This window comes from Lachnoclostridium sp. An118 (assembly GCF_002160985.1).
GTDB lineage: Bacteria > Bacillota > Clostridia > Lachnospirales > Lachnospiraceae > Claveliimonas > Claveliimonas stercoravium.
Window position 1 is genome coordinate 29,735 of sequence record NZ_NFLQ01000002.1, and the last position, 19,655, is coordinate 49,389.

A 19,655-nucleotide genomic window follows, 5' to 3' on the forward strand; every position below is an offset into this window, starting at 1 on the left:
ACTACAGTCATAGAAAGCAAAAGATATGAAAGGAGTCTGCATTATGGATAACCAGTACAACTACTACAATCCGGGGTCGGATGATCAGAATATATGGGATGAACAGCCAGGCGGGAAGCAGCCGAAGAAAAAGGGGAACGGCGGCTCGAAGAAGTGGCTGTCCATCATCAGCGGAGGGCTTGTCTTTGGCATCGTGGCCTGCGCGGCGTTCCAGGCGGGAAATGTTATTGTGGACCGGGCGACCGGGGAGGATACAAAAGAGGTGCGCCAGACATCCACGGCCACTCAGCTGAACCAGACCTCCAGCACGGTGACCTCCGATGTGTCGGGCATTGTGGAGCAGGCCATGCCTTCCATTGTGTCTATCACGAATATGAGCATCCAGGAGGTCCAGAGCTTCTTCGGACAGACCCAGGAGCAGGAGAGCGAGAGCCTCGGCTCCGGCATCATTGTCCAGCAGTCCGACACGGAGCTGCTCATCGCCACCAACAACCATGTGGTGGAGGGGGCGGACACGCTGACCGTCACATTTGCGGATGAGGAAAATGTGGAAGCCAACATAAAGGGAACAGACCCATCCAAAGACCTGGCCATCGTGGCTGTCCCCCTGGAGTCCATCAAGGATTCTACGATGGAGTCTATCGCCATCGCCACCCTCGGGGACTCCAATGAGGTGCAGGTGGGAGAACCGGCCATCGCCATAGGCAATGCCCTCGGCTATGGACAGTCAGTGACGACAGGCATTATTTCCGCCACAAACCGTCAGATCGACATGGATGGTTTTAACAGCGAGCTGATCCAGACGGACGCTGCCATCAATCCGGGCAACAGCGGCGGAGCCCTGCTCAATGCCAACGGCGCTGTCATCGGCATCAATACAGCCAAGATCAATTCCACCGTGGCGGAGGGAATGGGCTACGCTATCCCCATCTCAGACGCCAGCGAGGTGCTGACTGCTCTGATGAACAGAGAGACGAGGACAAGGGTTTCCGATGAGGAGAGGGGATATCTGGGCATTACAGGACAGGATGTCTCCTCTGATATCGGCGAGGCCTACAATATGCCCACGGGAGTCTATATCTCTGAGGTCACAGAGGGAAGCGGCGCTGACCAGGCGGGGCTCTCCAAGGGCAGCATCATCACCGGCATGGAGGGCGTCACTATAGACAGCATGGAGACGCTGCAGGATCAGCTCTCCTACTATGCGGTGGGTGAGACGGTGGAGCTGACTGTCCAGGTTCCCGCCAGCGGCGGCCAGTATGAAGAGCAGACCGTCTCCGTGACCCTGGGACCTGATCCAAACTAAAAACAGAGCCCGGCAGAAGGACGGCACAAAGGAGTGTGGCAGAAATTGACGCCATACTCCTTTTTTTGCCGGGAGATATATGGTATAATAACCACATCGTAATGACCACATCGTGGTTGAGATACCTGTTAAAAGGAATGCACCAACAGCCCCAGGCTGGTTATAAGGAGGAGACAGAATGTACAGCTTTGAAGAAATCCAGAAGACAGACAGCGAGGTGGCGGAGGCGATCCGGCATGAGATGGAGAGACAGAACTCCCACATTGAACTGATCGCCTCTGAGAACTGGGTGAGCAAGGCGGTCATGGCTGCCATGGGAAGCCCTCTGACCAACAAATATGCGGAGGGCTATCCGGGAAGGCGCTACTACGGCGGCTGCGACTATGTGGATGTGGTGGAGGACCTGGCCCGGGAGAGGGCCAAGGAGCTGTTTGGCTGCGGGTATGCCAATGTGCAGCCCCACTCCGGCGCGCAGGCGAACATGGCCGTGTTTTTTGCTATGCTCCGGCCCGGCGACAAGATCCTGGGTATGAACCTGGATCACGGCGGACACCTGACCCACGGCTCGCCGGTGAACTTTTCCGGAAGCTATTTTGAGACATCTTTCTACGGGGTGGGGGACGATGGCTTTATTGATTACGATGAGGTCCGAAGGACCGCCCTGGAGGAGAAGCCCAGGATGATCATCGCGGGGGCCAGCGCCTATGCCAGGAAAATTGACTTTAAGAAATTCCGGGAGATCGCGGACGAGGCGGGAGCCTATCTTATGGTGGATATGGCCCACATTGCCGGCCTGGTGGCGGCGGGCCTCCACGAGAGTCCCATCCCCTATGCGGATGTAGTGACTACTACTACCCACAAGACGCTGCGGGGCCCGAGGGGCGGTATGATCCTGTCCAGCCAGGAGGCGGCGGACCGGTTTCATTTCAACAAGGCGGTATTCCCGGGGATCCAGGGCGGCCCTCTGGAGCATGTGATCGCCGGGAAGGCAGTGTGCTTCAAGGAGGCGCTCCAGCCGGAGTTCAGAGCCTACCAGGAGCAGGTCGTCCAGAATGCCAGGGCCCTGGCCGAGGCGCTGATGGCAAGGGGGATGAAGCTGGTGTCCGGAGGGACGGACAATCACCTGATGCTCATGGACCTGAGCGGCGAGGACGTGACAGGGAAAGAGCTGGAGAAGAGGCTGGATCAGGCCGGCATCACATGTAATAAGAACACCATCCCCAATGAACCCCGCTCACCCATGGTCACAAGCGGCATCCGCCTCGGAACGCCGGCTGTCACCACCAGGGGAATGAGAGAAGATGATATGGAGCAGATCGCTGAGGCCATCAGGCTGGTGCTGGCGGGCGAGGAGAACATGGACAGGGCCAGGGCGATCGTGGAGGGCCTTACGAGAAAGTATCCCCTGATCTGACCTGGTCCCGGGAGCAGCACGTGCGGAACAGGGGCGGTCAGCGGTGACGAAAGGAAAGACAGACATGAAGACAAAACACAGAGATGAAGAAGAACTGAGGAAGCTGATGAACCGTCTGAACCGGGTGGAAGGGCAGGTGCGCGGCGTCAAGAAGATGCTGGAGGAGGAGCAGTACTGCGTGGATATCCTCACTCAGGTTTCGGCCATACAGGCCGCACTGAACGCATTCAACAAAGAGCTCCTGTCCAGCCATATCCACTCCTGCGTGGTGGAGGAGATCCAGAAGGGGAATACGGAAGTGGTGGATGAGCTCTGTGAGTCCATCAAAAAGCTGATGAAATGATTTTCGCTGTGAGACAGTAAATCCCGAGAATCCCGAGAAGGGGAGTTCTGCAAGGCGGGGCGGCCGCCGGGCAGGACTCCCCTTTGTCACATTTTCCCGGACCTTCCATAAAATAATAGTGCAGATCATATATGGAAGGAGCAATCTACATGCCGAATTACCGTTATCAGGCGCAGGATTGCCAGAGATGGCAGGGCCGGGGATGCCCCGGCCAGGGAATGCAGCAGGGGATACAGAGGCGGGAAAATACGCAGCAGACGTCCCTGCGGCAGGGCGCCGTGTGCAAGAGGGACTCTCAGCAGCTCGCTGATATGCCTGTCGCAATGGCCTATGTGCCGTGGCAGGAGTGGTATGGGATATTTGACCTGGAAAAAGCGCTGTGCTGCGGGACGATCTTTGAGGAGCTGAACAAACCATTTACAGGAGCGGGAGGGAGACGATGATGGCAGACAACAGACCGTGCAGGAGAGACCTGCTCCACTGGATCAACGTGGTCAGCTTCGCGCTGAATGACACCACCCTCTTCCTGGACACCCATCCGGGGGACCGGGAGGCGCTGGCCTTTTTCGACGAGTGCCAGGCGAAGAGAAACCGTGCGCTGAAGGAGTATGCCAAATACTACGGCCCTCTCACGATCGATACGGCGGATGCCTCGGAGACAGACAGGTGGAACTGGATCAATGAACCGTGGCCGTGGCAGGAAGGGGGATGCTGATTTATGTGGAATTATGAAAAGAGGCTGCAGTACCCGGTAAAGATCACCCAGACCAACCCGAAGCTGGCACAGGTGATCATCAGTCAGTTCGGAGGCCCGGACGGGGAGCTGAGCGCTTCCATGCGGTACCTGTCCCAGAGATATACCATGCCCTACAAGGAAGTGACGGGCATACTGACAGATATCGGTACGGAGGAGCTGGCCCACATGGAGATGATCTGCGCGATCGTCTACCAGCTCACGAAGGATCTGTCCGCCGAGGAAATCGAGCGGTGCGGGTTTGACAAGTACTACGTGGACCACACGCTGGCTTTGTGGCCCCAGTCAGCCGGAGGCGTGCCATGGAGCGCCACCACCTTTCAGTCAAAGGGGGACCCTGTCACGGATCTGCATGAGGACATGGCGGCAGAGCAGAAGGCAAGGACCACCTATGACAATATCCTCCGCCTTGTGAAGGACCCGGAGGTGGCTGACCCTATCCGGTTCCTGAGGGAGAGGGAGATCGTCCATTACCAGCGCTTCGGTGAGAGCCTGCGCATTGTCCAGGACCATCTGGACAGCCGCAACTTCTACGCCTTCAACCCGGCCTTTGACCTGGGAAAATAGGAGGAAGCATCCGGCCCGCGGGAGAGCCCCTCTGGAGGGGGACTCTTCTCCGGGCTTGTTTTTATCTCCTGTTGCCGTTATAATATATGCGTCGGTGCAGACTGGCACAAGGATTGGAGTGTAAATGTAATGGATAACAGAAACAACAAAGTCACGCAGATGCCTGACCGCCGCGGGGAGAGCGGCCGCCCGGGGGGAGCCTCCGCCAGATCGGAGAAGGTGCGGGCGAGAGTGAAAAACAGTATACGGTATTTTGATTACAGTCTGGTGGCCTCCATGGTCTTTCTGATCTGCTTCGGTCTGGTCATGCTCTACAGTGCCAGCGCCTATGCGGCCCAGGTGGATTATGGGGACAGCATGTACTATTTTAAGAGGCAGATCCTTTTCTGCCTGGCAGGAGCGGTGGGCGCCTACCTGATTTCCCTTATCGATTATCATATATGGTCAAAACTGGCGAAAAGGATCTTTTTTCTTTCCCTGATCCTGATGGCTCTCGTGCAGACTCCGCTGGGGAAGGAGGTAAACGGCGCCAGGCGGTGGCTCCGGCTTCCTTTTAGTCAGCAGCTGCAGCCCTCGGAGCTGGCCAAGATCGCGGTCATCCTCTTTATCCCTGTGGTGATCTGCCAGGTGGGAAAGCAGATAAACACGCTGGCGGGGATCGTGAGAGTGCTCTGCTGGGGAGCCCTGTCAGCGGCCTGCGTCTTTTTCCTGACAGAGAATCTGAGCACGGCTATCATCGTGTTCGGCATCTCTTTTCTGATGGTCTTTATTGTCCACCCGAAGAAAGCCCTGTTCATCGTGCCTGTGGTGGCGGGCGTGGCGGCGGTCCTGCTCATCCCCATGCTCCTGGGGCCCCTCGTGGAGGCGGGGGATTTTGAGGGGAATTTCCGCCTTGGAAGACTCCTGGTCTGGCTGGATCCGGAGAGGTACTCTTCCGGCATCGGATACCAGGTGGTGCAGGGGCTCTACGCGGTGGGCTCCGGCGGCTTCTTTGGCAAGGGACTTGGAAACAGCGCCCAGAAGCAGTTTATCCCTGAGGTGCAGAACGATATGATCCTGTCGGTCATCTGTGAGGAGTTGGGCGTGTTCGGCGCCATCATGGTGCTCCTCCTCTTCGGGCTCCTCCTGTACCGCCTCATGGTGATCGCCCAGAACGCACCGGATATGTACGGCGCCCTTGTGGCCAGCGGCATCTTCTGCCATATAGCCCTGCAGGTGATCCTGAATGTGGCGGTGGTCATCAATCTGATCCCCAACACGGGTATCACGCTGCCCTTTATCAGCTATGGCGGAACATCCATCCTGTTCCTCATGGCAGAGATGGGACTTGCCCTGGGGATCTCCAGGCAGGTCAGGATGGGGTGAGAGGATAAAACTCTTTTCAACTGCGGATTATTGTGCTATGATATATAAAGTAGTTTTTGATACTACGTATAATAGCAATAGATAATGCGGAGGATTGAACGGAAATGAGTTTTAAGATTATTGTGGACAGCTGTGGAGAGCTTACGGAGGAGATGAAGCGCTCCGGATATTATGAGACGGCTTCGCTGAGCATTGATATTGACGAGCATCACATAGTAGACGATGAGACCTTTGACCAGAAGAGGTTCCTGGCTCTCATCGCACAGAGCCCCAACTCACCAAAGTCCTCCTGCCCCTCGCCTGAGACCTACATGGCGGGATACCGCTGCGAGGCTGAGCGCGTCTATGCGGTGACTCTGTCGGCTGAGCTCAGCGGCTCCTACAACAGCGCCGTGCTGGGGAAAAATCTGTACCATGAAGAATACGGAGAGAAGGATATCTATGTCTTTAACTCCCGGTCTGCCTCCGTTGGAGAGACGCTGATCGCCCTGAAGATACAGGAGTGTGAGGAGGCTGGCATGGAGTTTGAGGAGGTAGTCCGCACGGTGGAGGGCTACATTGAGGGACAGCACACGTATTTTGTCCTGGAGACACTGGAGACGCTCCGAAAGAACGGACGCCTGAAGGGGATCAAATCACTGATGGCCTCCGCGCTGAACATAAAGCCTGTCATGGGTTCCACCCCCCAGGGGACCATCTGCCAGCTGGGGCAGGCCAGAGGCATGAAGAAGGCGCTGGAAAAGATGATAGACGAGGTTGCCCGGGGCGTGAAGAGGCCGGAGGAAAAGGTACTGGCCATCAGCCACTGCAACTGCCCGGAGAGAGCCGGGAGGGTGAAGGAGCTGCTCCTTGAGAGGATGCGGCCCAGGGATGTGATCGTCCTGGATACGGCCGGTATCAGCAGTATGTACGCCGCTGACGGCGGGATAATCGTAGTTGTATAATCCGGCCTTTTATGGTAAAATGGCACTAGCTTAAGAGCGACAGAAGGAGTGCATGAAGATGAGCCAGGAGAAAGTGGACAGATATAAAAAGGAAAAAGCCAACCGAAAGAAGATCATGAAAAAGGAGAAGGTCCAGTATATTATCCGCCGCTGCGTGGTCGCGGTCCTTGCCGTGGCCCTGGTGGGGTGGATCGGATACTCTGCCTTTAGGGTGTACGAGGACAGCAGGCCTGTGGAGACCGCTGAGGTGGACTATAACGCGATCACGGATTACGAGACCAGCCTGAACACAGAAGAATAGCATGGAGACAGGAAAGAAGACAGGAAAGACCTGTCTTTTTTTTGTGTGCCGGCGATGAGTCAGAGCCCGGGGCTGCCGGAGCTCCCGGCGGCCGCCGTGCCTGCGCGGGCGGGCATCTGTTTATTTTGATTTTTGCAAAAAAAGGGTTGAAATCACCTGTGAAGTGGTTTACAATGGTCTCAAGTGGTAGAAAGTGGTGAAAAGTGGTACAAAGTGGAGCGAAAGTGGCAGACCACTTTGAAAGAGGGTGAGTTCTGATGTTGAAAGGAGAGTACAGTCATAATATCGACCCTAAGGGGAGGGTGATCATTCCAGCCAAGTTCCGTGACGATCTGGGGGAGCATTTCGTCATAACAAAAGGCATGGAGAACTGCCTGTACGTGTATCCGGAAAACGAATGGACCGCCTTTGAAGAGAAGCTTAACGCCTTACCAACGACCACAGACAAAAAAGCCCGTGCCTTCGCACATTTCTTTCAGGGAAGTGCGAATGACGGCGACCTTGACAAGCAAGGTAGAACATTGATCCCACCAGCCCTGCGCACCTACGCAAAGCTCGAGAAGGAGGTTGTGTTTATCGGTATGGGGAAGCGTGCCGAAATCTGGGACAAGGCCAGATGGGATGAAAAGAATGCTGAACTGGAACTCACGATCGAGGATATCGCATCTGACATGGAGGAGAGTGGATTCAGTATCTAGAGGGAGAAGATATGGAATTTAAACACAGGTCAGTATTGCTTGAAGAAACTGTAAATGGATTAAACATCAGGCCGGACGGCATTTACGTGGACGGAACGCTTGGTGGAGGCGGACATGCGTACGAGATATGCAGACGCCTCGGTGACAAGGGGAGTATTATAGGAATAGACCAGGATGAGGCCGCCATCGAGGCGGCGGGCATCCGCTTAAAGGACTTCGGGGAGAAGGTCACGATAGTCCGGAGCAACTATTGTGAGATGAAGTCCGTGCTCCAAAGATTAGGCATTGACAAGGTCGATGGGATCGTGCTCGACCTGGGCGTATCATCTTATCAGTTAGATACGGCAGAGCGGGGATTCTCCTATCGCGAAGATGCACCCCTGGATATGAGGATGGACAGGCGTCAGACAATGACGGCCAGGGACATTGTCAATGACTACAGTGAGAAGGACCTCTATCGCGTTATAAGAGATTACGGGGAGGATAAGTTTGCCAAGAATATTGCCAAACATATCGTGATCGAGCGCGAAAAGAGGTCCATTGAAACTACCGGACAGCTGACGGAGATCATCAGGGGAGCCATCCCTATGAAATTCCAGAAAAAGTCCGGGCATCCGGCAAAGAGGACATTTCAGGCTATCCGTATCGAGCTGAACAGAGAGCTGGATGTGCTGAAAAATTCTCTGGATGAGATGATCGATCTGCTGAATCCGGGCGGAAGGCTGTGTATCATCACCTTCCATTCCCTGGAAGACCGGATCGTAAAGAGTGCATTTAAGAAAAATGAAGACCCCTGCACATGCCCGAAGGATTTTCCGGTGTGCGTGTGCGGAAAGGTGTCAAAAGGGAGTATTTTAACTAGAAAGCCAATCCTGCCGGGCCCGGAGGAGATGGAGGAGAACAGCCGCTCCAAGAGCGCGAAGCTCCGCATTTTCGAGAGAGGCTAGGCAGAGGGCGGGGAGTATATAGAAAGGGGAATATCAGATGGCAGCAGGGAGAGCGGCATCCAGAAGGACAAGTACATACAGAAGAAGCGCCGCTGATACCCGTTCTATGTACGTGTACGGGAACACGGTGGCAAAGCCGGATCACGAGCCCCGGCGGCAGGAGGAGCCGTACCGGGAGCCCCGGCGGAGGAGGAGCAGCCGCCGGAGCCGGCAGGTCCGCCAGAATCAGCGCAGAGAGCTGCGGGTCGGGAAGAGATATGTGATCTTCCTCTCAGTGGCGGCGGTGATGGCGCTCTTTATCTGTGTGAACTATGTGCGCCTCCAGTCGGAGATCACCAGCCGGTCCAGCAGAATTACGGCGCTGCAGGAGGAGCTGGCTGACATGCGGGAGGAGAATAACACGAAATACAATTCTATCGTTGACTCTGTCAATCTGGACCAGATAAAGCAGAAGGCGGAGAGCGAGATGGGAATGGTGCCCGCCCAGAGCGGACAGATCGTGGAATATGACAGTCCTGAGGGGGATTACGTGAAACAGTATGAGCAGATACCGGAGAGCGGTATTATTGCCAGCGCAGACAATGTACAGGACTAAGGTGTAAAGATGACCAAAAAAGTAAAAAAATTATTGCGGAAGAAATTTCCCAAATTCATGCAGAAAAAGCTAGTTATCCTCTATGTGGGGATCATACTAGCTTTTGCTGGTCTTGTGGTGAGGATCACCTATATCAACGCCTCCAGCGGAGAGGAATACACAAAGATCGTGCTGGACCAGCAGCAGTACGACAGCAGGGTCATTCCCTACAAGCGGGGAGACATTGTGGACAGGAACGGCACCAAGCTGGCCACCAGCGAGCGGGTGTACAATGTAGTCCTGGATGTGAAGGCCATGCTCAGTGACGAGGATTACGTGGAGCCCACAAAGCAGGTGCTGAAGGACTGCTTTGGCATAGAGGAGGAGACCGTGGACAGCCTCATAGAGGACAGCCCGGACAGCAGGTACAGCGTCCTTGTGAAGGGGATCGACTATGAGACGGCCCAGAAATTTAACGAGATAGACGAGGATGATGAGAACTATCCGGATGTGCAGGGGATCTGGCTGGAGGATGACTACCAGAGGACCTACCCCTACAGCACCCTGGCTTCCGACGTGCTGGGATTTACCGTGGACGGAAACGTGGGGAACGGGGGCATAGAGGGGTACTACAATTCCACCCTCAACGGCACCGACGGCCGGGAGTACGGCTATCTGGACAGCGGCTCCTCCGTGGAGCGGACCGTGAAGGAGTCGGTGAACGGGAAGACCGTGGTGTCCACCATCGACCTGCAGGTGCAGAGCGTGGTGGAAAAATACATCCAGCAGTTTAACGATGAGAGGAAAAACAACGCCACCCCGGGAGAGGGAAGCAAAAACACGGCGGTCATGGTCATGAATCCCCAGAACGGGGAGATCCTGGCGGAGGCCAGCTATCCCAATTTTGACCTGAACAACCCCAGGGACCTGACGAAGTATTATACCCAGGAGGAGCTTGATGCCATGAGTGACGAGGAGACGCTGAACGCCCTCAACAATCTGTGGAAAAACTTCTGCGTCACAGACACCTACGAGCCCGGCTCCACTATCAAGCCATTTACCGTGGCGGCGGCCCTGGAGACGGGAGCCCTCACCGGGGATGAGACCTTTTACTGCGGCGGTTCCCTTCACATAGGAGACTACGATATCCACTGCATCAACCGGGACGGCCACGGGACCCTGACTGTCAAGGGTGCTGTGGAGAACTCCTGCAACGTGGCCCTGATGCAGATCGGGGAGATGATAGGAGCTGTGGATTTCTCCAAATATCAGCACATTTACGGCTTTGGCGAGATGACGGGCATCGACCTGCCTGGAGAGGCGGAGACCTCTGCCCTCCTCTACACGGCGGACAATATGGATGAGACCAGCCTTGCCACAAATGCCTTTGGGCAGAACTTCAATGTGACCATGACCCAGATGATGGCGGGCTTCTGCTCCCTCATCAACGGCGGCTATTACTATGAGCCCCATATCGTAAAGCAGATCCAGGATGAAAACGGCAATGTGATCGAGAATGTGGACCCTGTCCTTGTAAAGCGCACTGTCTCAGAGGAGACCAGCACCCTGGTGAAGGACTACATGCGGGGCGTGGTCCTGGAGGGCAGCGGAAAGCTGGCTGATCTGGAGGGCTATGAAGTGGGAGGAAAGACGGGAACAGCCGAGAAGCTTCCCAGAAGCGAGGGCAAGAACCTGGTCTCCTTCATCGCCTACGCACCCCAGGAAAATCCGGAGATAGCCATCTATGTTGTCATCGACGAGCCCAACGAGTACGATCAGGCCCAGAGCTCCCTGGCCGTACAGATGGCCAGCGATATCATGAAGGAGATTTTCCCCTACCTGGGTATCACCCAGACGGCTGCTGCGGATGCGGGAGATGCCGCGCAGAGCCAGTAGAAAACAGTATAGAGGGAGATGTATAACCTCACAGAAGCACTCATAAATTGTAGAAAGGCTTTTGTGAGGTTTTTTTGTGCGCAACCGGACATATAATAAGAAGAAACTCTTCATTGTCTTTCTGGCGGCCCTGTGTATCCTCCTTTTTCTGGCCGGACGCCTTGTCTGGCTCATGATATTTGAGGCGGACTACTACCAGGCGAAGGCGGAGGCGCTCCACCAGCGTGAGAGGGAGATCAAGGCGGCCAGGGGGAGGATACTGGACGCCTCGGGCAAGGTGCTGGCGGACAACCGGACCGTGTGTACCATCTCTGTCATCCACAGCCAGATAACAGACCCGGAGGCGGTGATACGGGCTCTGTCCCAGACGCTGGAACTGGAGGAGAGCGAGGTCAGGGAGAAGGTGGAGAAGGTCTCCTCCATGGAGAGGATCCGGACAAACGTGGAGAAGGAGACGGGGGATATCATACGGAACATGGGGCTTGACGGGGTGAAGGTGGATGAGGATTTCAAGAGGTATTATCCCTACGGCGACCTGGCCTCCACGGTGCTTGGATTTACCGGAGCGGATAACCAGGGCATCATAGGCCTCGAGGTGAAGTACGAGGAGTACCTGAAGGGGCAGAACGGCACCATACTGACCACCACCGACGCCCGGGGCATTGAGCTCTCGGGGGAGGCGGAGGACCGGGTCGAGCCGGTGGCCGGAAATGACCTGCAGACGAGCCTGGACTGCAATCTGCAGATGTATGCCCAGCAGATGGCGGAGAAGGTGATGGAGGAGAAGCAGGCGGACGGCGTCTCCATCCTCCTTATGGACCCGCGGGACGGGGAGGTCATGGCCATGGTGAATGTGCCCGAGTTTGACCTGAATGATCCCTTTACCCTGAACACGGGGACAGACGCATCCGCCCTGTCGGACGAGGAGAAACAGGATGCCCTGAACCAGATGTGGCGGAACCGATGCATCAATGACACCTACGAGCCCGGCTCCACCTTTAAGATCATCACTGCGTCGGCGGCCCTGGAGGAAGGAGTGGTGGAGCTGGATGACACCTTCAGCTGCCCCGGCTACCGGGTAGTGGAGGACCGGAAGATACGATGCCACAAGGTGGGCGGCCATGGCCAGGAAACCTTTGTGGAGGGAGTCATGAATTCCTGCAACCCGGTGTTCATTGATGTGGGCCTGCGCCTGGGAGCGGACACTTTCTGCGATTACTACCGGCAGTTCGGCCTCCTGGACCTGACCGGCGTGGACCTGCCGGGGGAGGCCGGGACCATCATGCACAGGCGGGAGAGCATCGGCACGGTGGAACTGGCCACCATGTCCTTTGGCCAGTCCTTCCAGGTGACGCCCATCCAGATGGCGGCCACGGTCAGCTCCCTCATAAACGGCGGCTTCCGGGTGACGCCCCATGTGGGTGTCCGGGTGTTGGATGAGGATGGGGAGGAGGAGCTGGAGCTGGACCGGGGAAAGAAGGACCGCATCGTATCAAAGGAGACCTCTGAGACCATGCGCATGATCCTGGAGAAGGTAGTGGCGGAGGGGTCGGGGAAAAACGCGGCCATAGAAGGCTACCGCATCGGAGGGAAGACAGCCACCTCCCAGACACTGCCGCGGAGCGCCAATAAGTATATATCCTCCTTCATCGGCTTTGCTCCGGCAGATGACCCACAGGTGCTGGGCATGTGCATCATCTATGACCCCCAGGGCGTCTACTATGGCGGGACCATTGCGGCGCCGGTGATACGGGAGATTTTTGAGAACATCCTCCCCTATCTTGGCGTTGAAAAAGAGTGAGAAATGAAGTATACTGAATGGAGCCATGGACTGCCCGGCAGTCCTGTGCCAGGAAAATAACGAAAGAGACGAGAGGTGTATCTATGGACTATACAATTTTTGTGCCAGTGCTCATTTCTTTTGCGCTGAGCGTGATCATGGGCCCGGTCGTGATCCCGGTGCTCCGCAGGCTGAAAATGGACCAGACAGAGAGGGAGGAGGGAGTGAAATCCCATCTCAAAAAGGCGGGTACGCCCACTATGGGAGGCGTCATCATCCTGACCGCGGTGGTGCTCACATCGGTCATCTATATCGGGAGATACCCGAATATCATCCCCATCTTATTTGTGACCCTGGGCTTCGGCCTCATAGGATTTCTGGATGACTATCTGAAGGTGGTGCTCAAGAGGTCTGACGGTCTTTTCCCCAGGCAGAAGATGGCCCTGCAGATCCTTGTAACGGCAATCTTTGCCTTCTACCTCGTAAAGTTTACAGATGTGTCCCTGACCATGCTCATCCCCTTCTCGGGCGGCAGATATCTGGACATAGGCTGGCTGGCCATTCCCCTTCTCTTTGTGGCGGTGATCGGCACGGTCAACGGGGTGAACTTTACGGATGGCCTGGACGGTCTGGCCTCCAGCGTGACAGTGCTCGTGGCCACCTTCTTCACTGTGGTGGCAGTGGGCACAAAGAGCGGCATTGAGCCGATCACCTGCGCGGTGGTGGGAGCCCTTCTGGGCTTCCTCCTGTTCAACGTGTACCCGGCCAGCGTGTTCATGGGAGACACAGGCTCCCTTGCTCTGGGCGGCTTTGTGGCCTCCACGGCCTACATGCTGCAGATGCCCATCTTTATTGTCATCGTGGGCCTGATCTATCTGGTGGAGGTGCTCTCTGTCATGATACAGGTTACATACTTTAAGAAGACCGGGGGCAAGCGCTTTTTCAAGATGGCGCCCATCCACCATCACTTTGAGCTCTGCGGGTGGTCGGAGACAAAGGTCGTGGCAGTGTTTTCCATCATCACTGCCATCCTCTGCCTGATCGCTCTCATGGCCATGTAGCAGGAAGGAGAGGACTAGTATAATGGATATAGCAGGAAGAGAAGTACTTGTGTTTGGTCTGGGGATAAGCGGTATAGGCGCCGGCACCCTGCTGGAGAAGAGAGGAGCCTGCGTGGTCCTCTACGATGGCAATGACAAGCTGGACAAAGATGAGATAAGGAGGCAGATGGGAGAGGGCAGCGGCGCCAGGATCATCACCGGCCCCTTTCCGGAGGAGCTGCTTGGCGAGCTGGACCTTGTGGTGCTCAGCCCCGGCGTCCCCACGGACCTGCCTGTCATAGAGAGGATGCGGGAGGAGCGGATAGAGGTCATCGGGGAGATCGAGCTGGCTTACCTCTTCGGGAAAGGAGAAATACTGGCCATCACAGGTACAAACGGGAAGACCACCACCACCTCTCTCCTGGGTGAGATAGCAAAGAACGCCTTTGACAGTGTCTTCGTGGTGGGAAATATAGGAAATCCCTACACCACGGTGGTGGACGAGACCAGGGAGGACTCCGTCATTGTGGCCGAGATGAGCAGCTTTCAGCTGGAGAGTATCGTCACCTTCCGGCCCAGGGTGTCCGCCATCCTCAACCTGACACCGGACCACCTGAACCGGCACCACACGATGGAGGCCTACATCCAGGCCAAGGAAAATATCACAAGGAACCAGACGGAGGAGGATCACTGCATCCTCAACTACGAGGATGAGGTGCTCCGCCGGTTCGGAGAAGGGCTGCGGGCGAAGGTGATCTGGTTTTCCAGCGCCAGGAAGCTGGATACAGGCATTTATCTGGAGGACGGTCATATAATATACAGGGGAGCCAAGGGAGCGGAGGAGACGCTGTGCGGCGTGGATGAGCTCCAGCTTCTGGGCACACACAACTATGAGAATGTGATGGCGGCCTCCGCCATGGCCATCGCCTACGGCGTTCCCATGGACGTGATACGGGATACAGTGAAGGCCTTCAGGGGCGTGGAACACCGGATCGAGTTTGTTGCAGAAAAGGAGGGCGTGGCCTACTACAATGACTCCAAGGGCACCAACCCGGACGCCGCCATCAAGGCGGTCCAGGCCATGAGGCGGCCCACCGTGCTGATCGGGGGAGGCTACGACAAGCAGTCCGACTACAGAGAGTGGATCGAAAGCTTTGATGGGAAGGTGAAGCTCCTCGTGCTCCTGGGAGACACCAGGGAGAAGATCGCCGCCCAGGCAAAGGAGTGCGGTTTTACCGACTATGTGTTTGCGGACAGCTTCGCTGAGGCGGTCCAAAGAGCGGCATCCGCCGCCGCGGCCGGGGACGCGGTCCTTCTGTCCCCCGCCTGCGCAAGCTGGGATATGTTCAAGAGCTATGAAGAACGGGGAGATAAATTCAAAGAGATTGTAAATTCCTTGTAAGGGAGAGCATAGGTTGCCGGGTTCATCCAAAAAGAAAAAATATGACTACACGCTGCTTGCGGCGCTGTCTCTTCTCCTCCTGGCCGGGCTTGTGATCCTGCAGAGCACCAGCGCCTGGAACGGGGAAGTGAAATTTAACGATCCTTATTATTATCTGAAAAAGCAGGTTTTTGCCACAACCATCGGGATAGCGGCCATGTTTGTGACGGCCAATATGGACTACCATGTCCTGCGCCGTTTCGCCCTGCCGGCCTACCTGGCGGCGGTGCTTTTGTCCGTCGCTGTCCTTCTTGTGGGAGATGAGTACAACGGGTCCAGAAGATGGCTTTCTTTGGGCCCGTTTTCTTTTCAGCCCTCGGAGTTTGCCAAGGTGGCAGTCATCCTCTTTCTGGCCGACCTGGTGACAAAGTGCGCGGACAAAGTAAAGAAGATGCGGGTCATGGCAGGGATCATGATCCTCATCCTGCCTGTTGCCGGCCTTGTGGGGGCCAGCAACTTGAGCACCGCCATCATCATCCTGGGGATCGGTGTGGTCCTCGTGTTCATCGCCAGCCCCAGGTACGGACAGTTTGTCTGGATGGGAGTCATAGGCTGCGCCTTTCTGGCTGTCTTCCTGGCGCTGGAGAGCTACCGCCTGGAGCGGCTTGCCATCTGGAGGAACCCGGAGGCCTACGAGAAGGGCTACCAGACCCTGCAGGGACTCTATGCCATCGGCTCGGGAGGCCTGTTCGGCAGGGGGCTTGGGAACAGTGTGCAGAAGCTGGGCTTTGTCCCGGAGGCGCAGAATGACATGATCTTCTCCATTATCTGCGAGGAGCTGGGACTTTTCGGGGCGGGCTTTATCCTGCTGCTTTTCCTCATCCTGATCTGGCGGTTCTACGTCATCGCCAGCAAAGCACCGGACCTGTTCGGAGCCCTCATTGCCGCGGGGGCGATGGGACATATGCTGATCCAGGTGATCCTCAACATCGCGGTGGTGACCAACACCATACCAAACACCGGGATCACGCTGCCCTTTATCAGCTACGGAGGCACATCGGTGGTCTTCCTTCTCCTGGAAATGGGGCTTGTGCTGAGTGTGTCATCTCTGGTAAAATAACAGGAAAGCGCCGGGCGCTGAAAGCATCCGGCAGAAAATACAGGAGGCTTTACATGAAGCAAAAGAAGAATAAGGGGTATAAAAAATCCCATAAAATATACGCGCTGACCGTCATTGTCCTGGGACTGGCCATTATCCTGCTTGCCCTGTTCCTTCTCTTCTATGTGCAGCGGATCGAAGTGGAGGGCAACGAGTACACGGACAGTCAGGAGATCGTGGACCTTGTGGAGGAGGACCCGCTTTCCATGAACTCGCTGTATCTTCTGTACAAGTACCGCTTTACAGACTACGATATGCCGGGAAGCCTGGACTCCATGAAGGTGTCCCTTGCAGCTCCCTGGTCCGTGAGGGTGACTGTGGACGAGAAAAAGATACTGGCCTATGTGCAAAACGGCGAACAGAACGTGTACTTTGACGAGGAGGGGCTGGTGGTGAAGATGGACAGCGAGGTCCTGGAGGGAGTGCCCTGTGTCGAGGGACTGGATGTGTCCGGGGCAGAGCTCTACAAGACTCTCGGGAACGGGGACGAGGCCCTGTTCCGGTCCATCCTGGATGTGACCTGTCAGGTCAGGGAGTTTGAGCTCTCCCCGGACCGGATCGTGTGCAGCGGAGAGGACATCCAGCTCTGGTTCGGGGAGATATGCGTGCTCCTTGGAGACGATATCACCGCGGACAAGATCGCTCAGATTTCCCCCATCCTGGCCAAGCTGGAGGGGCGGCGGGGAACGCTCCATCTGGAGCACTTTGAGGAGAAGGGGGATGCTGTCTCCTTCAGCCCGGATGTGCTGCCCGAGTAAATGCCCTGTTTTCTACATAAAAATGAGCGGAAATCCATAAAAATAGAGAAAATTCTATTGATATTTTGCACAAAAGCTTATATTATATAGTATATATGGCGGGCTGTCAGTCCGCCGTTATGGGATGTATAATTATATAATAAGGATAGAAACAAAGGAGGAGAAACCCTTGCTAGAAATTAAAACAAACGAGTCAGAAGCGGCGGCAAAAATCATTGTTGTTGGAGTTGGAGGCGGCGGAAACAATGCTGTCAACCGAATGATCGACGAACAGATCGCCGGCGTTGAATTTATCGCTATCAATACAGACAAGCAGGCCCTGCAGTTATGTAAGGCGCCCACACTGATGCAGATCGGAGACAAGATCACCAAAGGACTCGGCGCTGGCGCCCGTCCGGAGATCGGAGAGAAGGCGGCAGAGGAGAGCGCGGAGGAGATTTCCGCTGCTCTGAAGGGCGCTGATATGGTATTTGTTACATGCGGTATGGGAGGCGGAACCGGAACCGGCGCCACACCCGTTGTTGCCCGCATCGCAAAGGAGCAGGGCGCTCTGACAGTCGGCGTTGTCACGAAGCCCTTCCGTTTTGAGTCCAAGACCCGTATGAACAATGCTCTGCAGGGGATCGATAAATTGAAGGAGAACGTGGACACGCTCATTGTCATCCCCAATGACAAACTCCTGGAGGTAGTAGACAGACGCACGACTATGCCGGAGGCTCTGAAGAAGGCGGATGAAGTGCTGCAGCAGGGTATCCAGGGCATCACGGACCTGATCAATGTTCCGTCCCTTATCAACCTGGACTTTGCGGACGTGCAGACAGTCATGACGGACAAGGGTATCGCCCACATCGGAATCGGACAGGGCCGCGGCGACGACAAGGCGCTGGAGGCTGTGAAGCAGGCTGTTGCCAGCCCGCTGCTTGAGACTACTATTGCAGGGGCTTCCCATGTTATCATCAATATTTCCGGTGATATCACCCTTATGGACGCGTCAGATGCGGCTGAGTTCGTGCAGGATCTGGCGGGAGAGGATGCCAATATCATCTTTGGTGCCATGTACGATGATTCCAGAGCGGACGAGGCAACCATCACCGTCATTGCGACAGGCTTACATAATGTAGGCGGAACCTCCTCCAAACTGAAATCCAGGCTGGAGGGCCGCTCCGGGATGGTACCACCGGCCAGCAGCTATGACAGGCAGCTGAATCCTGCCCACACATCACATGCGTCCCACACGACCCATGCTCCGAGGCAGGAGGCGGGAGCGATGCCGTCCAACAGCGGAGGCGGACTGAAGCGTCCGATGGGAGGGACCACCCCTTCACTGGATACACCGAGGACTCCTACCAGCAAGGTGAAGGAGCAGTCTATCAAGATCCCGGATTTCTTTAAAAAGTAAAGAGCAAAGCCTTTTCAGGAGGCCGCACAGAGTGTGCGGCCTCTTTTTTCTGCCTTTTTTTCGAAAACTTCTGTATTTCTGCGGAAACCATATTTTTCTGTCGAGAAAATCTGCCGCCCGCCCGGCACCATCTGACAAATTTTGAAGCCCTCTTCTCTTTATAATAATTCCTGCCCGGGTACGGCGAAGCAGTACGCGATATCTGCACGAAAGAGAAAGAAGGTGTGATGTGGAATATGAACTGTATATAGACGTTTTTTTTCTTGAAAATTTTATGATGGACCACATACTGCTCCTCCTTGTCAGACGGATACTGAAAAGCCCTGCCACGCTTGGACGTATCGCTCTAGGAGCACTGACGGGAGCTCTGCTCATGTGTGTGGTGACCGCCTGGCCGCTTCCCTGTCCGTTCATAAAATTTTTTCTGTTCCACGGTGTGGTCAGTGTGGTCATGCTGCGGGCAGGGCTTGGGATACCATGGGGAAGGAGGATGGTGTACGCCCTCTGTCTTCTGTACGCATCCGGCTTTCTCGCGGGCGGAATCATGGGATATCTGTCCCAGTACGGAGGCTGGGTGGAGGTGGGAAGCCTCTTTTTTGCTCTGGCTGTGGGAAGCTACTATCTTGCCTCCGGCGTGCTCTGGCTCGTCTCTCTCGGACTGGGGCGCGGCCGCGGCCGGTGCCGGGCAGACCTCTTCTGGGAGGGCAGGAGGGTGACGCTGATGGCTCTCATCGACACCGGAAATTCCCTGACAGACCCCTTTACCGGGGACCCTGTCAGCATCCTGGAGAGGGCGGCGGCGGAGGAGCTGTTCCAGGGCCGTATGCCTGATGCGCTGCGGTATATCCCGTACCGCTCGGTTGGAAGGAAGGATGGAGTGCTCCCGGCCGTGAGGCTGGAAAAGCTCTGTATATATGAGAGGGGCCCGAGGTGGATCACAGGGCCTCTGGTGGGGATCAGCGGGGACGCGGTATCTTCAGACGGAACATACCGGATGCTCATCCATCCGGATTTATAGTATAGATTGGA

Annotated in this window: 20 protein-coding genes; all 20 read left to right on the forward strand. The window is 55.9% G+C overall.

Features of this window, described 5'->3' with window-relative positions; all coding sequences use genetic code 11:
- The first annotated feature begins 43 nt into the window (after positions 1-43).
- The 20 genes from B5E62_RS01850 (at position 44) to B5E62_RS01945 (ending at position 19,644) form a co-directional block, all read left to right on the forward strand.
- Positions 44-1,306: a S1C family serine protease gene (locus tag B5E62_RS01850; RefSeq protein WP_087173248.1), complete on the forward strand. Its 1,263-nt coding sequence runs from the start codon at positions 44-46 to the stop codon at positions 1,304-1,306.
- 178 nt (positions 1,307-1,484) lie between these two features.
- A complete protein-coding gene (glyA, locus tag B5E62_RS01855) occupies positions 1,485-2,720 on the forward strand; it encodes a serine hydroxymethyltransferase (protein WP_087173066.1) in 1,236 nt (411 codons plus the stop codon).
- Between the two features lie 64 nt (positions 2,721-2,784).
- Positions 2,785-3,063, forward strand: a complete 279-nt coding sequence (locus B5E62_RS01860) for a metal-sensing transcriptional repressor (RefSeq protein WP_087173067.1) — start codon at positions 2,785-2,787, stop codon at positions 3,061-3,063.
- A 149-nt stretch (positions 3,064-3,212) separates the two neighbouring features.
- Positions 3,213-3,506: a spore coat associated protein CotJA gene (locus B5E62_RS01865; protein ID WP_164488596.1), complete on the forward strand. Its 294-nt coding sequence runs from the start codon at positions 3,213-3,215 to the stop codon at positions 3,504-3,506.
- Complete coding sequence (locus B5E62_RS01870) at positions 3,506-3,778, forward strand: spore coat protein CotJB (protein WP_087173249.1); 273 nt, start codon at positions 3,506-3,508, stop codon at positions 3,776-3,778. Before B5E62_RS01865 ends, B5E62_RS01870 begins: the two co-directional genes overlap by 1 nt.
- 3 nt (positions 3,779-3,781) lie before the next feature.
- On the forward strand, positions 3,782-4,384 hold the full coding sequence (locus B5E62_RS01875) for a manganese catalase family protein (protein WP_087173068.1): 603 nt from the start codon (positions 3,782-3,784) through the stop codon (positions 4,382-4,384).
- A gap of 159 nt (positions 4,385-4,543) precedes the next feature.
- Positions 4,544-5,749, forward strand: a complete 1,206-nt coding sequence (locus B5E62_RS01880) for an FtsW/RodA/SpoVE family cell cycle protein (protein WP_087173251.1) — start codon at positions 4,544-4,546, stop codon at positions 5,747-5,749.
- 104 nt (positions 5,750-5,853) lie between these two features.
- The gene (locus B5E62_RS01885) at positions 5,854-6,693 is read left to right on the forward strand and encodes a DegV family protein (protein WP_087173069.1); all 840 of its coding nucleotides are present in this window, start codon (positions 5,854-5,856) and stop codon (positions 6,691-6,693) included.
- Between the two features lie 58 nt (positions 6,694-6,751).
- On the forward strand, positions 6,752-6,994 hold the full coding sequence (locus tag B5E62_RS01890; RefSeq protein WP_087173252.1) for a hypothetical protein: 243 nt from the start codon (positions 6,752-6,754) through the stop codon (positions 6,992-6,994).
- A gap of 257 nt (positions 6,995-7,251) precedes the next feature.
- Complete coding sequence (mraZ, locus tag B5E62_RS01895) at positions 7,252-7,692, forward strand: division/cell wall cluster transcriptional repressor MraZ (RefSeq protein WP_087173070.1); 441 nt, start codon at positions 7,252-7,254, stop codon at positions 7,690-7,692.
- A gap of 11 nt (positions 7,693-7,703) precedes the next feature.
- Positions 7,704-8,639, forward strand: a complete 936-nt coding sequence (gene rsmH, locus B5E62_RS01900; RefSeq protein ID WP_087173071.1) for a 16S rRNA (cytosine(1402)-N(4))-methyltransferase RsmH — start codon at positions 7,704-7,706, stop codon at positions 8,637-8,639.
- 37 nt (positions 8,640-8,676) lie between these two features.
- Positions 8,677-9,234: a hypothetical protein gene (locus tag B5E62_RS01905; RefSeq protein WP_087173072.1), complete on the forward strand. Its 558-nt coding sequence runs from the start codon at positions 8,677-8,679 to the stop codon at positions 9,232-9,234.
- Positions 9,235-9,291: 57 nt separating this feature from the next.
- The gene (locus B5E62_RS01910) at positions 9,292-11,109 is read left to right on the forward strand and encodes a peptidoglycan D,D-transpeptidase FtsI family protein (RefSeq protein ID WP_242957685.1); all 1,818 of its coding nucleotides are present in this window, start codon (positions 9,292-9,294) and stop codon (positions 11,107-11,109) included.
- Positions 11,110-11,185: 76 nt separating this feature from the next.
- Complete coding sequence (locus B5E62_RS01915) at positions 11,186-12,910, forward strand: peptidoglycan D,D-transpeptidase FtsI family protein (RefSeq protein WP_087173074.1); 1,725 nt, start codon at positions 11,186-11,188, stop codon at positions 12,908-12,910.
- A gap of 83 nt (positions 12,911-12,993) precedes the next feature.
- Positions 12,994-13,950, forward strand: coding sequence for a phospho-N-acetylmuramoyl-pentapeptide-transferase (mraY, locus tag B5E62_RS01920; RefSeq protein ID WP_087173075.1), 957 nt, complete (start codon positions 12,994-12,996; stop codon positions 13,948-13,950).
- A gap of 22 nt (positions 13,951-13,972) precedes the next feature.
- Complete coding sequence (gene murD / locus B5E62_RS01925) at positions 13,973-15,331, forward strand: UDP-N-acetylmuramoyl-L-alanine--D-glutamate ligase (protein ID WP_087173076.1); 1,359 nt, start codon at positions 13,973-13,975, stop codon at positions 15,329-15,331.
- A 13-nt stretch (positions 15,332-15,344) separates the two neighbouring features.
- Positions 15,345-16,430: an FtsW/RodA/SpoVE family cell cycle protein gene (locus B5E62_RS01930; RefSeq protein ID WP_087173077.1), complete on the forward strand. Its 1,086-nt coding sequence runs from the start codon at positions 15,345-15,347 to the stop codon at positions 16,428-16,430.
- 53 nt (positions 16,431-16,483) lie between these two features.
- Complete coding sequence (locus tag B5E62_RS01935) at positions 16,484-17,227, forward strand: cell division protein FtsQ/DivIB (RefSeq protein ID WP_087173078.1); 744 nt, start codon at positions 16,484-16,486, stop codon at positions 17,225-17,227.
- Between the two features lie 169 nt (positions 17,228-17,396).
- Complete coding sequence (ftsZ, locus tag B5E62_RS01940; protein ID WP_087173079.1) at positions 17,397-18,626, forward strand: cell division protein FtsZ; 1,230 nt, start codon at positions 17,397-17,399, stop codon at positions 18,624-18,626.
- Positions 18,627-18,855: 229 nt separating this feature from the next.
- Positions 18,856-19,644, forward strand: a complete 789-nt coding sequence (locus B5E62_RS01945) for a sigma-E processing peptidase SpoIIGA (protein WP_087173080.1) — start codon at positions 18,856-18,858, stop codon at positions 19,642-19,644.
- Positions 19,645-19,655 lie beyond the last annotated feature (11 nt).

What these genes read in the sequence shown, in the direction of transcription:
- mraZ (WP_087173070.1), top strand. Translation starts at nt 7,252, where the DNA reads ATGTTGAAAGGAGAGTACAGTCATAATATCGACCCTAAGGGGAGGGTG.
- B5E62_RS01910 (WP_242957685.1), top strand. Translation starts at nt 9,292, where the DNA reads ATGCAGAAAAAGCTAGTTATCCTCTATGTGGGGATCATACTAGCTTTT.
- B5E62_RS01890 (WP_087173252.1), top strand. Translation starts at nt 6,752, where the DNA reads ATGAGCCAGGAGAAAGTGGACAGATATAAAAAGGAAAAAGCCAACCGA.
- mraY (WP_087173075.1), top strand. Translation starts at nt 12,994, where the DNA reads ATGGACTATACAATTTTTGTGCCAGTGCTCATTTCTTTTGCGCTGAGC.
- B5E62_RS01870 (WP_087173249.1), top strand. Translation starts at nt 3,506, where the DNA reads ATGGCAGACAACAGACCGTGCAGGAGAGACCTGCTCCACTGGATCAAC.
- rsmH (WP_087173071.1), top strand. Translation starts at nt 7,704, where the DNA reads ATGGAATTTAAACACAGGTCAGTATTGCTTGAAGAAACTGTAAATGGA.
- murD (WP_087173076.1), top strand. Translation starts at nt 13,973, where the DNA reads ATGGATATAGCAGGAAGAGAAGTACTTGTGTTTGGTCTGGGGATAAGC.
- B5E62_RS01860 (WP_087173067.1), top strand. Translation starts at nt 2,785, where the DNA reads ATGAAGACAAAACACAGAGATGAAGAAGAACTGAGGAAGCTGATGAAC.
- B5E62_RS01875 (WP_087173068.1), top strand. Translation starts at nt 3,782, where the DNA reads ATGTGGAATTATGAAAAGAGGCTGCAGTACCCGGTAAAGATCACCCAG.
- B5E62_RS01880 (WP_087173251.1), top strand. Translation starts at nt 4,544, where the DNA reads ATGCCTGACCGCCGCGGGGAGAGCGGCCGCCCGGGGGGAGCCTCCGCC.
- B5E62_RS01885 (WP_087173069.1), top strand. Translation starts at nt 5,854, where the DNA reads ATGAGTTTTAAGATTATTGTGGACAGCTGTGGAGAGCTTACGGAGGAG.
- B5E62_RS01905 (WP_087173072.1), top strand. Translation starts at nt 8,677, where the DNA reads ATGGCAGCAGGGAGAGCGGCATCCAGAAGGACAAGTACATACAGAAGA.
- B5E62_RS01865 (WP_164488596.1), top strand. Translation starts at nt 3,213, where the DNA reads ATGCCGAATTACCGTTATCAGGCGCAGGATTGCCAGAGATGGCAGGGC.
- B5E62_RS01850 (WP_087173248.1), top strand. Translation starts at nt 44, where the DNA reads ATGGATAACCAGTACAACTACTACAATCCGGGGTCGGATGATCAGAAT.
- B5E62_RS01935 (WP_087173078.1), top strand. Translation starts at nt 16,484, where the DNA reads ATGAAGCAAAAGAAGAATAAGGGGTATAAAAAATCCCATAAAATATAC.
- glyA (WP_087173066.1), top strand. Translation starts at nt 1,485, where the DNA reads ATGTACAGCTTTGAAGAAATCCAGAAGACAGACAGCGAGGTGGCGGAG.